Annotated in this window: 12 protein-coding genes; 10 read left to right on the top strand and 2 right to left on the bottom strand. The window is 63.2% G+C overall.

The window, feature by feature from the left end; translation table 11 throughout:
* Positions 1-108 precede the first annotated feature (108 nt).
* The 8 genes from ACSSV4_RS02485 to ACSSV4_RS02450 all read left to right on the top strand — a co-directional run bounded on the left by ACSSV4_RS02485 (position 109) and on the right by ACSSV4_RS02450 (position 9,166).
* Entirely contained in the window at positions 109-1,128 is a 1,020-nt protein-coding gene (locus tag ACSSV4_RS02485; RefSeq protein WP_454273185.1) for a C4-dicarboxylate TRAP transporter substrate-binding protein, read from the top strand.
* Between the two features lie 76 nt (positions 1,129-1,204).
* Positions 1,205-1,837: a TRAP transporter small permease subunit gene (locus ACSSV4_RS02480; protein ID WP_454273184.1), complete on the top strand. Its 633-nt coding sequence runs from the start codon at positions 1,205-1,207 to the stop codon at positions 1,835-1,837.
* Positions 1,838-1,849: 12 nt separating this feature from the next.
* On the top strand, positions 1,850-3,250 hold the full coding sequence (locus ACSSV4_RS02475; RefSeq protein ID WP_454273183.1) for a TRAP transporter large permease: 1,401 nt from the start codon (positions 1,850-1,852) through the stop codon (positions 3,248-3,250).
* Positions 3,251-3,334: 84 nt separating this feature from the next.
* A complete protein-coding gene (locus ACSSV4_RS02470) occupies positions 3,335-4,183 on the top strand; it encodes a flagellar motor protein MotB (protein WP_454273182.1) in 849 nt (282 codons plus the stop codon).
* 96 nt (positions 4,184-4,279) lie between these two features.
* Positions 4,280-5,581, top strand: a complete 1,302-nt coding sequence (locus ACSSV4_RS02465; RefSeq protein WP_454273181.1) for a flagellar hook protein FlgE — start codon at positions 4,280-4,282, stop codon at positions 5,579-5,581.
* Between the two features lie 29 nt (positions 5,582-5,610).
* A complete protein-coding gene (gene flgK, locus ACSSV4_RS02460; RefSeq protein ID WP_454273180.1) occupies positions 5,611-7,050 on the top strand; it encodes a flagellar hook-associated protein FlgK in 1,440 nt (479 codons plus the stop codon).
* Positions 7,047-8,048 carry a flagellin gene (locus tag ACSSV4_RS02455; RefSeq protein WP_454273179.1) on the top strand — a complete coding sequence of 334 codons (1,002 nt, stop codon included), beginning with the start codon at positions 7,047-7,049 and terminating at the stop codon, positions 8,046-8,048. The genes flgK and ACSSV4_RS02455 overlap by 4 nt, the downstream gene beginning before the upstream one ends.
* 17 nt (positions 8,049-8,065) lie before the next feature.
* Positions 8,066-9,166, top strand: a complete 1,101-nt coding sequence (locus tag ACSSV4_RS02450) for a flagellar basal body P-ring protein FlgI (protein WP_454273404.1) — start codon at positions 8,066-8,068, stop codon at positions 9,164-9,166.
* Between the two features lie 11 nt (positions 9,167-9,177).
* On the opposite strand, the gene pncB is transcribed toward ACSSV4_RS02450, so the two are convergent.
* Positions 9,178-10,470: a nicotinate phosphoribosyltransferase gene (pncB, locus tag ACSSV4_RS02445; protein WP_454273178.1), complete on the bottom strand. Its 1,293-nt coding sequence runs from the start codon at positions 10,468-10,470 to the stop codon at positions 9,178-9,180.
* 69 nt (positions 10,471-10,539) lie between these two features.
* On the bottom strand, positions 10,540-11,418 hold the full coding sequence (locus ACSSV4_RS02440) for a LysR family transcriptional regulator (RefSeq protein ID WP_454273177.1): 879 nt from the start codon (positions 11,416-11,418) through the stop codon (positions 10,540-10,542).
* Positions 11,419-11,516: 98 nt separating this feature from the next.
* Here ACSSV4_RS02440 and ACSSV4_RS02435 point away from each other — a divergent pair, with 98 nt between their 5' ends.
* Both ACSSV4_RS02435 and pheT read left to right on the top strand, forming a co-directional pair.
* Positions 11,517-12,533 (top strand): D-cysteine desulfhydrase, encoded by a 1,017-nt coding sequence (locus ACSSV4_RS02435; RefSeq protein ID WP_454273176.1) that lies wholly within the window; start codon positions 11,517-11,519, stop codon positions 12,531-12,533.
* Positions 12,534-12,646: 113 nt separating this feature from the next.
* Complete coding sequence (gene pheT / locus ACSSV4_RS02430; protein ID WP_454273175.1) at positions 12,647-15,046, top strand: phenylalanine--tRNA ligase subunit beta; 2,400 nt, start codon at positions 12,647-12,649, stop codon at positions 15,044-15,046.
* The last annotated feature ends 8 nt before the right edge of the window (positions 15,047-15,054 follow it).

Here is a 15,054-nt window from a genome sequence, read left to right as displayed (position 1 = left end):
ATCCGCAGGGCGGCTGCCGGGGCATGCGCGGTTTTTTTCATAGCCATTGTGCCGGGGATGACCCAAGGTAGCGCCCATCATAAAGCATGACATCTGGGAGGAGAAACCATGCCGAAATTTCTGAGTTATACCGCTGTGGCCGCGATCAGCCTTGCCTTTGCCGGTGAGGCGATGGCGACCGAATGGAACGTCTCGCTTTGGGGCAAGCGCCGGGCGTTCACCGAGCATGTCGAGAAGCTGGCCGAACTGGTGAGCGAAAAGACGAATGGCGATTTCACCCTGAACATCAGCTATGGCGGCCTGTCGAACAACCGCGAGAACCTTGACGGGATTTCCATCGGCGCCTTCGAGATGGCGCAGTTCTGCGCGGGTTATCACCGCGACAAGAACCCGACGATCACGGTGCTGGAACTTCCGTTCCTCGGCGTCGAGAACCTTGAGCAGGAAACCGCGCTGTCGATGGCGCTCTATGACCAACCGGCGGTCAAGGCCGATCTGGCGCGCTGGAACGCGACGCTGCTGATGCCCTCGCCGATGCCGCAATACAACCTTGTGGGTCTGGGTGACGCGCCCCGCAGCCTTGACGATTTCAAGGGGCTTAGCGTGCGCGCGCTCGGTGGAATCGGGTCCGCGATGGAGGCCGTAGGCGCGGTGCCGACCTCGATGTCGGCGACCGAGGTGCGGCAGGCGATGGATAGCGGCGTGGTCAAGGCCGTGAGCTTTGCACCTCATGCGCATATGTCCTTCGGCACCATCGAGAACGCGAAATGGTGGACCGAAAACCTCAACCCCGGCACGGTGAATTGCCCGGTCGTGGCGAACACCGACGCGCTTGATGCGCTGTCGGATGAGCATCGCGAGGCGCTGTTGGGCTCGATCGACGAGGCGCTCGATCACTACATCGACAACTATCAGAACAACACGATGGAGGCGTGGGGTCCGGCACTCGAAGAGCGTGGGATCGAGGTGATCAGTTTTGATGAGGAGTCTCTGAAGAAGTTCGAAGAGGCGGTGGCCGGTCCTGCCGCTGCGTCCTGGATCGAAGAGATGGGCAATCGCGGTATTCCCGCGCAAGAGCTCTATGACTTTGCCACGAGCACGCTTGCGGAGCTCAAGGGCGACTCCTGAGCCTCTGACCATCGCGGCCTGCCTCGGATCATCCGGGGCGGGCCAATCCCCTTGCGCATGATCCGGGAGACGACCCATGGCGGGAGCGGCCTCTGTCCTGTCCGACGACAGCAGCCTGAGCAGGCTGGATCGCGGCCTTTACCGGATCGAGCGGCAGCTTGCGCTCTTGAGCGGGATCGCGGTGTTCTCGCTGATGGTGCTGGCGGTATTCTCCGTGGGCGGGCGCAATTTCTTCAATCAGCCTATGCCCGGATATGTCGACTGGATCGAGCAGATCATGCCGCTGATTGCCTTCATGGGCGTGGCCTATACGCAGCGCGATGGCGGGCACATCCGCATGGATATCTTCGTCGGGATGTTTCAAGGTCGCGCGCTGTGGCTGATCGAGTTGATCACGACGCTGGCAGTTCTGCTTTTGATGCTGCTGCTGGTCTGGGGCAGCTGGGCGCATTTCGAGCGCAGTTTCGACTGGAACGCGCCGCTCTGGAGCCGCGACAGCACCATTGATATCGCCCTGCCGATCTGGCCTGCAAAGATCCTCGCGCCGATCGCCTTTGGCGTGCTGTCGCTGCGGCTGATGCTTCAGGCCTGGGGGTTCGGACACGCGCTGATCACCGGGGCAGACCGGCCGGTCGCCGTGCCGCTGATCGAGGATGCCGCAGCACAGGCCGCGCGTGAGGCGGCGCAGCTGAGCGGGCATGATGAATAAGGATGTCACCTGATGGAGCCGATTGATATCGGGCTGGTCGTGACCGGCATGATGCTGGTCGTCGTGATCCTAGGCATGCGTGTGGCCTTTGCCGCCGCCCTTGCGGGCACGGTCGGGCTGATCTGGATCTTCTGGTCCAAGAAGGGCTATGCGGGCGACGAATTCGTCTGGGCGCTGACCGTCGCGGTAAAGACCGCCGGTCAGGTGCCGCATTCCAAGGTCAGTTCACAGGCGCTGAGCCTCATTCCGACATTCATCATGATCGGCTATCTCGCCTATTACGCGGGGCTGACCAAGGCGCTCTTCGAGGCGGCGAAACGCTGGATCGCCTGGGTGCCGGGGGGGCTTGCCGTCTCGACCGTGTTTGCCACGGCAGGCTTTGCCGCCGTGTCGGGGGCGAGCGTGGCGACGGCGGCGGTGTTTGCGCGCATCGCCATCCCCGAGATGCTCAAGATCGGCTATGACAAGCGCTTTGCGGCGGGTGTCGTGGCTGCGGGCGGCACATTGGCGAGCCTCATTCCGCCCTCGGCATTGCTGGTGATCTACGCGATCATCGTGGAGCAGGACGTGGGCAAGCTGTTGCTTGCCGGGTTCATTCCCGGCGTGTTTTCGGCCTTTGTGTATGCGCTTTTGATCATCGGATTAGCGCTGACCATCAAGGGGTTCGGCCCGCCGGTGGGGGGCTTTACCTGGCGCGAACGCTTCGTGTCGCTGCCCCCTGCCCTACCCATCGTCTTTGTCGTCGTGACGATCATCTTTTTCGTCTACAACCCGTTCGGCGGCGACGCCTGGGGCACGCCGACCGAAGGCGGGGCGATTGGCGCGTTCGTGGTGTTCCTGATGGCACTTTATCGCGGCATGCGCTGGCCCGAGTTGAAGGATGCGCTGCTGGAGACGGCGAAGCTGTCGGTGATGATCTTCACGATCATCTGGGGGGTGCTGATCTATGTGCGGTTTCTCGGCTTTGCCGATCTGCCCTCGGCCTTTGCCGACTGGATCACCTCGCTGAGGCTGTCGCCGATGCTGATCCTGATCTGCATCCTGCTGGCCTATGCGGTGCTGGGCATGTTCATGGACGCGATCGGCATGCTGCTGCTGACGCTGCCGGTGGTCTATCCGGCGGTGATGGCGCTCAACGGCGGGATCAATGTCAGCGCGGCGGACAGTGCGTTTGGCATGAATGGCCAGATGTGCGCGATCTGGTTCGGGATCCTTGTGGTCAAGATGGCCGAGTTCTGCCTGATCACGCCGCCTATCGGGCTCAACTGTTTCGTAGTGGCGGGTGTGCGACCCGACCTGAGCGTGCAGGACGTGTTCAAGGGTGTGATGCCGTTCTTTTTCGCCGACGCGGTGACTATCGCCCTGCTCGTGGCGTTCCCGGCAATCGTTCTGTGGTTGCCCGGCCTGGCCTAGCGAAGTCCCTAAAACTGAACATGTTAACAGGTCGGTAATCCATCACATGCTACCCCTTGGGTCGGGTGAGACAAGGTGGTGAGTATGGATGCGCGCAGCAACGCGGCACCGGTCATCATCAAACGGAAGAAGATCATTGCGAGTGGCGGGCATCATGGCGGTGCCTGGAAAGTGGCCTATGCCGATTTCGTCACCGCGATGATGGCCTTTTTCCTGCTGATGTGGCTGTTGAACGCGACAACGGAACAGCAACGCAAAGGAATCGCGGACTATTTCAGCCCCACCTTGCCGGTCAACCGCATCTCCGGCGGTGGCGACGGCGCGTTCGGCGGCGACAGCGTCTTCTCCGAGGAAATGCTTGCCCAAAACGGCATCGGTGCAACCAACACCTATACCAGCGATAGCCGCCAGGCCCGCGGCGACCAGGGCCTTTCGACCGACATATCCAAGGCGCAGCAGCGCGCGGTGGAGGATGCGGCCTTCACCCGAGTGGCCGATATGCTCACCGCAAGCAGTGGCGAAAGCCTCGTCTCGGACGAGATACTGCAACACATCCGCACGCGCGTGACCGATGAAGGGCTCGTGATCGAACTGTTCGACCTTGGCCGATCGGTGCTTTTCATCGACCGCGCCCAGCCAACACAACTGCTCAAGGCTCTCTCGGCTCTGATCGCGCAGGTTGTTCAACTGGTCGAGAATGACATGGCCATCGAAGCGCATTTGAGCGCGCGGCCCGTGACCTTGATCGACAATCCTGTCTGGGACGACTCATCGGAGCGCGCCAATCGGACGCGTATGCTGCTTGAGGAGGACGGTACCGCGCCAGCACGCGTCAAGCGTGTCACCGGGCACGCCGACCGCAGCCCCGCTGTTGCGGATCCGATGGCACCGCGCAACAACCGGATCGAGGTGATCCTCCTGCGCTCTGGCTGAGACGCACTGCGAATGTCGCGGGCGTTAGCCGCATGTTAAAGATACGCGCTTATGACGGACGTCGAGATTTGGTCGATACAGCAGAAAGGCGTGATCATGACGATATCCTCCTCCTTGAACGCAGGCGTGGCTGGGCTCAACGCCAACGCCTCCCGCCTCGGTGCGATTTCCGACAATATCGCGAATTCCTCAACCTTCGGATATCGCCGGGTCGAGACGAGCTTTGAATCGCTTGTGGTCTCGGACGGGGGCGCGACATTCGCGGCCGGCGGCGTGCGCGCCAATACCCAACGCCGGATCGATCAGGGCGGCGCGCTTGTCAGCACGTCGAATCCGACCGATCTGGCAGTGCGCGGCCGTGGCTTTCTTCCCGTCGCCCTGTCCAGCGACGTGGCGATCGGCAACGGAGACCCGCAGATGCTTCTGACCTCGACCGGATCGTTCCGCACTGATTCCACCGGGCGCCTCGTGACCGAATCGGGTCTTGTACTTTTGGGCTGGCCCGCGAATGCCGATGGCACGGTGCCCCCCTTCCCCCGCGACACAAGCCAAGGGTTGGAACCGGTGCAGATCAACGTCAACCAGCTCACCGGCGAACCGACGACCAGCATCAATCTTGGCATCAATCTTCCTGCCACCGACACCGAGGCGGGTGGCGACGGCACTGCACAACAGCTTTCGGTAGAGTATTTCGACAATCTCGGCAGGTCCGAGACGATCCAGATCGCCTTCACACCGACCGTGCCCGCAGATGGCACGTCGAATGAATGGACAATGGCCCTGTCGGATTCCGCCCAGGGCGGCGCACTTATCGGAGAGTATCGCCTCACCTTCGATGACGCGCGCGCCACAGGCGGAACCCTCCTCGACGTGACCGATGTCAGCGGCGGGCCCTATGACCCGGCCACGGGACGGGTGATCGTCAATGTCGAAAGTGGACCGGTCGAGATCAACATCGGACGACCCGGCACGTCCGAAGGGTTGACCCAACTTTCAAACAGCTTCGCTCCGCTCGCAATAACCAAGGACGGCTCGCCGGTCGGCAACATGACCTCTGCGACTGTAGACGAGAACGGGTTCGTGCATGCGACATTCGATACCGGAGCAAGCCGGGTAATCTACCAGGTTCCGCTTGTTGATCTGCCGAACCCGAATGGCATGCGATCCCTGGATCAGCAAACCTTCCTGCCCTCGACCGAAAGCGGCTCGTTCTTCCTTTGGGATGCCGGGGACGGCCCGACAGGTGACATGGTTTCCTTCGCACGCCAGGAGTCCGCAACCGATATCGCACGCGAACTCACCGACATGATCCAGACGCAACGGGCCTACTCCTCGAACGCGAACGTGATCCAGACCGTCGACGAGATGTTGCAGGAAACCACGAACCTCATTCGCTGAATCGGCAACACCCGTGAAAGGTACATGATATGACGATCTCGGCGGCCCTGTCCAACGCGCTGAGCGGATTGAACGCCGGTTCCCGCATTGCTGAAACTGTCGCCGGCAATATCGCGAATGTTCTGACAGAGGGCTTCGCCCCGCGGGACGTTGCGCTTGAATCGCGGCAAAATGGCGGCGTGTCCCTTGTCGGCATCACGCGGTTCGTCGATACCGCCCTGCTGGGCGATCGTCGGCTGGCTGACAGCGCGCAGGCGGCTGCCGAAACGCGGGCCGATTTCGCGCTGGCCTTCGAACGCATGATCGGGGCACCCGGTGAAGAGGGCGCACTCTCAACCCGGCTTGTCACATTCGAAACCGACCTCATTAGCGCCGCCACACGGCCCGAAGACCCGAACCGTCTTCAGGCGGCGGTTGACGCAGCCGCCGCGCTGAGCGCCGACATCAATACCATCTCTGGCAGAATCCAGGATCTGCGTGCTCGCGCGGATGCCGAGATCGCCGCAAATGTGGACAGTCTGAATACAAATCTCGAGACCGTTGTCGCCCTGAACCTGCAGATCGCGCAGGCATCCGCGAACGGGCGCGATGCGACAGGGTTCGAGGACCGGCGACAGGCGGTGATCGACGATATCGCGCAGATCGTGCCCCTTCGCCAACTGTCCAGAGACAACGGTGCCGTGGCCCTCGTGACCACCGGCGGTGCCGTGCTTGTCGACGGGCGGGCGGCCCACCTGGAGTTTGACGCGTCGCGAGTCGTTGCGCCACATATGACCCGCGAGAACGGTCTGCTCTCGGGCATACGCATTGCCGAGCAGGAAATGTCTCTTGCCGATCCCGGGCCCCTGGCAGGCGGCAGACTGGCCGCGCTTTTCCAGAGCCGGGACGAGATGGGCACAGGCGCCCAGGCCGGACTCGATGCCATCGCGCGGGATCTGATTGAACGATTCTCGCAAGCCGATCTCGATCCGACCCAGGCGCCCGGCGCACCGGGGCTGTTCACCGATTCCGGGGGCGCACTGCTCGCCGGGACCGAGACCGGACTTGCCGCCCGCCTTGGCATCAATCCCGTGGTCAATCCGCAATCCGGCGGCTCAGTCTCGAGATTGCGTGACGGTCTGGGGGCAACGCAGCCCGGTCCGTCGGGCAATGCCGACCTTCTGCAGCGCATGAGCGATGCCTTGACATCCCGCCGCCCGCTCGGCCCGGAGTCAGCGATCCGCGATGAGAGCGGCCATATCGCCGATTTCGCAAGCCAGTTGGCCCAGAACCGCCTCACCGCAGAGCGTGAGCTCAGCTTTGCCACGAACCAGTCCGGCGAATTGCGCACGATCGAGCTTGAGCACGGGGTGGATAGCGATGCGGAGTTGCAGCGCCTTTTGCTGGTCGAACAGGCGTTCACGGCCAATGCGCGCATGATCCAGACCATTGATGATCTGATGCAGACCCTTTTGAGGATAGGAACATGACCATGCAATCCATTGGCGATCTGGCGCAGAATTTCACCCTCCGTCGCCAAAGCGTGGAGATCAACCGGCAAATGGATCGCCTGACCCGAGAACTGTCGACCGGCAGGGCTGCGGATATCTCGGCGCATCTTTCGGGAAATCTCGTCCAGCTGGACGAGATCGAACGCGCGCTGAGCGTACAGACAGCGCTTCGCGATGCCGCGCGCGGTGCCGCGACTGACGCCGCGGTTATGCAGCTGTCGCTTGAACGAATCCAGGACTCGACGACGTCTCTGGCATCCACTGCGATTCTGGTCGGAGCCGATGCCGGCAACTCCGCTATATCAACGCTTGCCACCGAAGCACGCGGCGCCCTGGACAGCATCGTGTCCAGCCTCAATGGCTCCTCGGCGGGCCGATCCCTCTTCGCCGGAAACCGGGTCGCTCAACCGCCATTGAACAGCGCCGACCTTCTGCTCGACCAATTGCGCATCGCGCTGTCAGGGGCCACGTCTCCCACCGAGATGCGGCACAGGCTCGACACGTTCTTCGACGCTCCGGATGGGCCTTTTGTCACATCTATCTACCAGGGCGGAAGCGCAGATCTGAGCGCCATTGCCCTCGGCTCCGGTGAATCGGTCCGTTTGAGCATACGCGCGGATGACCCTGTGCTGCGGACACAGATCAAGGAGGTCGCTCTGAGCGCGATACTGGACGATGGCGTGGTCGCGCCTGGTCTGCGCAACGAACTGGCCCGCAGCGCGGGGGAAAATCTTCTCGGGTCGCAGGACGACCTGACGCGATTGCGCGCCGATCTCGGCTTTGCCGAAGAGCGCGTCGCCCAGGCCGAAAGCCGCATATCAGCTGAGATCAGCAGCCTCGGAATTGCCCGGAATAGCCTGACCTCGGTCGATGCGTTTGCGACCGCCAACGAGCTTCAGCAGGTCCAATTCCAGTTGGAGGCTCTTTACACACTTACTGCGCGGGCGTCGCGGCTGAGCCTGGTGAATTTCCTGTGACGTGGATCGTTCGGTTGATCCGGGCGCTGTGCCTGGGGCTTGCGCTTCATGTGCTTGTGCTGCCCGTGGCCGCAGGTCCGGTCCGGATCAAGGACCTGGTGGAATTCGACGGCGTGCGTGGCAACGATCTTGTGGGCTACGGCCTCGTGGTCGGGCTCAACGGCACAGGAGATGGTCTGCGAAACTCCCCTTTCACCGAAGAAATCATGACGAACATACTCGAGCGGCTCGGGGTGAATGTCACGGGCGAACAGTTCCGCCCCAAGAATGTGGCGTCGGTTCTGGTCACCGCCGAATTGCCGCCTTTTGCGAGGGCAGGCGGACAGATCGATGTCACGGTTTCCGCCATCGGCGACGCCGATAGCCTCCTCGGAGGGACACTCATCATGACCCCGCTGAACGGCGCGGACGGGCAGATCTACGCGGTTGCGCAAGGCACGATCATCGCCGGTGGGGTCGCCGCCGAAGGTGAAGGCGGCGGGATCGTCCAAGGTGTGCCGACCTCGGGAACGATCCCGGCAGGGGCCCGGGTGGAACGTGAGATCGCATTTGATTTCGCAAGCCTCGACAGGATTCGCCTCGCCCTGCGCGAGCCGGATTTCACCACCGCCGGGAGGATCGAAAAGGTCATCAACGGAGCCGTCGGCCATGGCGTCGCGGCGATGCTGGATTCCGGTACGGTCGGTGTCGATATCGCGAGGATGAAAGCCGCGTCACCCGCCCACGCCCTGGGCCGGATCGAAAACCTGCTGGTCGAGCCGGAACGACGGGCGCGCGTGGTCGTCGATCAGCGCTCTGGCACAATCGTCATGGGACAGGATGTGCGGATCTCGCGGGTTGCGGTGTCGCAGGGCAATCTGACCTTGCGGGTCCAGGAAACGCCACTAGCCGTGCAGCCCAACCCGTTCGCACGAGGCGAAACAGTAGTGGTGCCCCGCACCGACGCCGGGATCGCGGAAGAGCCAGGCATTGGCCTGGCCGAAGTGCCTGCAGGAACCTCGCTGTCCGAGGTGATCGCAGGGCTTAACGCGCTTGGTGTCGCCCCTCGTGACATGATCGACATTCTCAAGAGCATCAAGGCGGCAGGCGCCCTGCATGCCGAATTCGTGGTGCGCTAGCCTGTGCGGCGTCACACGATCACGTCGAGCACCTCTTGCTCGCCGACGCCGAACACGCGGCGATAGCGCGCGATCTCATCCTCAGGGCCCATGGCCTTGCGCGGGTTGTCCGAGAGTTTGACCGTGGGTCGCCCGTTGGCCGACACCGCCTTGCACACCAGAGAGAACGGCGCGAGTGCGTCATCCTCGGTCAGACCGCGGAAATCATTGGTGAGCAGCGTGCCCCAGCCGAAGGAGGTACGCACGCGCCCGGCGAACTGCGCCTGCAACTCGATGATCTTGTCGACGTCGAGCCCGTCGGAGAAGATCACCATCTTCTGGCGCGGGTCTTCACCGCGGTCTTGCCACCAGCGGATCGCGGTTTCGGCCCCGGCCTCGGGCGCGCCGGAATCGACGCGAATGCCGGTCCAGCCCGCCAGCCAGTCGGGGGCGTTTTCGAGAAACCCCTTGGTGCCGTAGGTGTCGGGCAGGATGATGCGCAGGTTGCCGTCATGTTCCTCGTGCCAGTCCGACAGCACGTCATAAGGGGCCTGCGCGAGGGCCGCATCGTCGGGCGCGAGGGCCGCGTAGACCATCGGCAATTCATGGGCATTGGTGCCGATCGCCTCGAGATCGCGGTTCTTGGCGATCAGGCAGTTGGAGGTGCCGACGAAGCGTTCGCCCAGCCCCTCGCGCATGGCCTGCACGCACCAGTCCTGCCACAGAAACGAATGCCGCCGCCGCGTGCCGAAATCGGCGATGCGCAGCCCGTCGATAGGGCGCAGCCGCTCGACCTTTTCCCAGAGCTTGGTCATGGCACGCGCGTAGAGCACCTGAAGCTCGAATTTCTTCATGTGGCCGAGCACCGCGCGAGCGCGCAGTTCCATCAGCACGGCCAGCGCGGGGATTTCCCAGAGCATGACCTCGGGCCATTTGCCTTCGAAGGTCAACTCGTATTGCCCGTCACGCACCTCGAGGTGATAGGGCGGCAGGGTCAGCCCTTCGAACCATTCCATGAATTCGGGCGTGAACATCTGGCGCTTGCCATAGAACATGTTGCCGCGCAGCCAGGTGCTTTCACCGCGCGACAGCGAGAGCGAGCGAATGTGATCGAGCTGTTCGCGCAGCTCTCCCTCGTCCACCAGTTCCGCCAGCCGGATGGATTTCGTCCGGTTGATGAGCGAGAACGTCACGGTCGTATCAGGCCGGTTGCGAAACACCGACTGGCACATCAGCAGCTTGTAGAAATCGGTGTCGATCAGGGACCGAACGATGGGGTCCATCTTCCAGCGATGATTGTAGACGCGGGTTGCGATGTCGACCATGATGCGGCCTCCGACAGGGGTATCGCGGAGGTTAAAGCAAAGGGGGCAGGGCTGTGCAAGGCGGAACGCTCAGCCGGGTTGCCCGAGGGCGGTCACGAGTCGGGACCAGTCGCGCGCCCAAGGGGCGGTTCCGCTTTCGGTCAGCCGTATCATCCAGAGCGCCATGTCGAGCGCGGGCAGCGCGTCATCAAGGCCGATCAGCCGCCCGCTTGCCAGATCGTCGCGCGCCATGCCTTCGGGCAACCAAGCCACTCCGATGCCGCGCCGGGCATATTCATGCGCGGCAAGCGTGAGCGCGGTTTCCGCGCGACGGCGCAGCACGCGGGGGGCAGGGATGCGCGGCAGGATCGCGCGCGCCATGACCTGACCCAGGAACACGTCGCCGGGATAGGCGATGTAGGGCAGGTCGGGGCCCTGCATGAGCCGCGGAGTGGCTACCGGCAGCAGGCGTTCGACCCCGAGCGAGACCCGGTCGAAGGCGCGGCCGAGGGTCAGGGGGGCGACCTCGGGCGCGGCATAGACCACCGCGAGATCGGCCTCGCCGGACAAAAGGCGGAGCAGGCATTCCTCGCGGTTGTCCGAACGCACGCGCACCGCGCGGCCACCCTGCGCGGTCAGAATGCTGACGATGGCGGGCGAATGGGTCGTGGTGATCGCGTGCTGACAGGCCAGTGTCAGGCCGCGCGCGTCCGACGTGTGCGCCAGCGTTTCGCGCAGGGTGCGCAGTTGCGTGGCGAGGCTGCGCATTTCGGGGATTTTTGCCGCAACATCTGGCAGCAGGGTGACGGGTTTGCGGCTGCGGTTGAGGAGCGGGGTGCCGAGCGCCTCTTCGATGGCGCGCAGGCGGCGGGTGAAGGCCGATTGGCTGACATGGCGCATCTCGGCCGCTCGGGCGAGCGAACCGGTGTCGGACACCGCCATAAGATCGTCGAGCCAGTCCAGTCGCATATTGCGTACCTTGCATAATATATGGCAAAAATAGCATTAGACGATGGGAATGTCCCGACTTACCCTGCGTGAAACGCATGTTTTATGGAGGACCTCAAATGCATCTCGCCCGTTATCCCCGCCACTTCATCGCCCATCTGCCGACCCCGCTGGAGCGGCTGGACCGGCTGACCAAGGAATTGAACGGCCCCGAAATCTGGATCAAGCGGGATGATTGCACCGGTCTGTCCACGGGCGGCAACAAGACCCGCAAGCTGGAATTCCTGATGGCCGAGGCGGAATTGCAGGGTGCGGATATGGTGATGACCCAAGGGGCCACGCAATCCAACCACGCCCGTCAGACGGCGGCCTTTGCGGCCAAGCTGGGGCTGGATTGCCATATCCTGCTCGAGGACCGGACCGGCTCGAACAATGCCAATTACAACAATAACGGCAACGTTCTGCTGGATCACATGCATGGGGCCACGACCGAGAAGCGCCCCGGCGGCGGTGACATGAATGCCGAGATGGAAAAGGTCGCCGACAAGTTCCGCGCCGAGGGGCGCAATGTCTACACCATTCCCGGCGGAGGGTCGAACCCGACGGGCGCGCTCGGTTATGTCAATTGCGCCTTCGAGATGCTGGCGCAGTTCAATGATCGCGCGCTCAAGGTCGACCATATCGTGCATGCAACAGGTAGTGCGGGCACGCAGGCGGGGCTGATTACCGGGCTCAAGGCGATGAACGCGCAAATCCCGCTGTTGGGGATCGGGGTGCGTGCGCCCAAGCCCAAGCAGGAGGAAAACGTCTATAACCTCGCCTGTGCCACAGCGGAAAAGCTGGGCTGTCCGGGTGTGGTGGCGCGCGAGGACGTCGTCGCCAATACCGATTACGTGGGTGAAGGCTATGGCATCCCCACCGAGAGCGGCATCGAGGCGATCCAGATGTTCGCGGAACTCGAGGCGATCCTGCTCGATCCGGTCTATTCGGCCAAGGGCGCGGCGGGTTTCGTCGACCTCATTCGCAAGGGACATTTCAAGAAAGGCGAGCGGGTCGTGTTCCTACATACCGGAGGGTCGGTTGCCCTCTTCGGCTATGACAGCGCGTTTGATTTCGCGTCCCGCTGGACGAGTTGAACGGCACGGCGCACTGATCAACAGCAAAGCCCCGCAGCAATGCGGGGTTTTCCATGTCCGACATATCCGGTAAAGCGCAGTCGGACCCACGTTTCGCAGTCGGAAGAGCACGCATGAAATTCACATTGTCCTGGCTGAAAGAGCACCTCGCGACCACCGCGTCGGTGGCGGAGATCGCGGAAACCCTTACTGACCTGGGGCTGGAGGTAGAAAGCATTTTCGACCCCGCCGCGCGGCTGGGGGATTTCACCATTGGCAAGGTGATCCGTGCCGAGAAACACCCTGATGCCGACAAGCTGCGGGTCTGTCAGGTGGCGACGGATGCTGGCGAAACGCAGATAATCTGCGGTGCGCCCAATGCGCGCGAGGGGATCACCGTGGTGATCGCCAAGCCGGGTGTCTACGTGCCCGGCATCGACACCACCATCGGCGTGGGCAAAATCCGCGGGATCGAGAGCCATGGCATGATGTGCTCGGAACGCGAAATGGAACTCTCGGACGAGCATGACGGAATCATCGAACTGCCGTCGGGGGAGGTCGGCGAGCGCTTTGTCGATTGGCTGGCCGTGCATCATCCAGCCAAGGTCGATCCGGTGATCGAGATCGCGATAACGCCCAACCGCCCGGATGCGCTTGGCGTGCGGGGCATCGCGCGCGACCTCGCGGCGCGTGGTCTTGGCACGATGAAGCCCGCCCCCACGGCGGATATCGAGGGCCAGTTCGCCTGCCCGGTCAAGGTGACGATCGACGAGGATACGACCACCGGCGGCTGCGAGGTCTTTGGCGGTCGTTTGATCCGCGATGTCCAGAACGGGCCATCGCCCGCGTGGCTTCAGGACCGGCTGCGCGCCATCGGGTTGCGCCCGATCTCGGCACTCGTGGATATCACCAATTTCTTCACCTATGATCGCAACCGCCCGCTGCATGTGTTCGATGCCGACAAGGTGACCGGCGATCTGCGGGTGCACCGCACCACGGGGGGCGAGACGCTCCTGGGGCTGGATGAAAAGGAATACACCTTTGGCCCCGGGCAGGTGGTCATTTCCGACGAGACCGGGATCGAGAGCATCGGTGGCATCATGGGCGGGCTTGCCACCGGCTGCACCGAGCAGACGGTGAACGTGTTTCTCGAGGCGGCGGTCTGGGACCATATCCAGATCGCCACGACGGGCCGCGCGCTCAAGATCAACTCCGACGCGCGCTATCGCAACGAGCGCGGGATCGACCCGGCCTTCAACATGGAGGCGCTGGATCTTGCGACGCAGATGATCCTCGATCTGTGTGGCGGTGTACCCTCGAACCGGGTGACGGCGGGCAAGGTGCCGGATGTAAGCCGCGCCTACAAGCTTGATCCGGCGCGGGTGCAGTCGCTGGTGGGTATGGACATCCCAGAAAGCGAGCAGCGCCAGACGCTGACGGCGCTCGGCTTCAAGCTCGAGGGCAACATGGCGCATGTGCCAAGCTGGCGGCCCGATATCCTGGGCGAGGCCGATCTGGTCGAGGAGGTGGCGCGGATTGCGTCGCTAACCAAGCTCAAGGGACGGCCGATGGCGCGTGTCGATGCCGGTGTGCCCAAGCCGATCCTGAGCCCGATGCAGAAGCGCGAACAGATCGCGTGGCGCAGCATGGCGGCACTCGGTTATAACGAATGCGTCACCTACAGCTTTATCGACCACGGCTCGGCCACCCTCTTTGGCGGAGGTGACGCGTCCACGATGCTGGCAAATCCGATCAGCTCGGAAATGAGCCATATGCGGCCCGATCTGTTGCCGGGGCTGTTGCAGGCCGCGGCGCGCAATCAGGCGCGCGGGATCATGGAACTGGCGTTGTTCGAGGCCGGTCATGCGTTTCAGGGCGGCGAGCCGGGCGAGCAGCATTTGCAGATCTGCGGCGTGCTGATCGGGCGGACCGGGCCCAAGGATGTGCATGGCACCTCACGCGCCGTCGATCTCTATGACGCCAAGGCGGATGCCGAGGCGGTGCTGTCAGCGATCGGTGCGCCCGCCAAGGCGCAGATCCTGCGCGGTGCGCCAGACTGGTGGCATCCGGGGCGGCATGGCATGGTCTGCCTTGGCCCCAAGAAGGTGATGGGCGTCTTTGGCGAGTTGCACCCTAAGGTGCTGCGCGCGATGGATGTGAAGGGGCCGGCGGTGGCCTTTACCCTTTGGCCTGCAGAGGTTCCGCTGCCGCGCAAATCCTCGGCCACGCGCGGGGCGATGGCGATCAGCGATCTGCAGACGGTGGAGCGCGATTTTGCCTTTGTCGTCGACCGCGAGGTCGAGGCGCTGACGCTGGTCAATGCGGCGGCGGGGGCCGACAAGGCGCTGATTGAGGATGTGCGCATTTTTGACGAGTTCATCGGCGGCACTCTGGGCGAGGGCAAGAAATCGCTGGCGATGACCGTGCGCTTGCAGCCGCGCGATACCACGCTGAAAGAGGCTGATATCGAGGCGGTTTCGGCCAGGATCATCGAGAAGGTCACCAAGGCCACGGGCGGCACGCTGCGCGGCTAAGAAAGGAG

This window comes from Roseovarius sp. MBR-154 (genome assembly GCF_053628595.1).
Note: the sequence above shows the minus strand (reverse complement) of the source record. Positions and strands in the feature narration are given on the sequence as shown.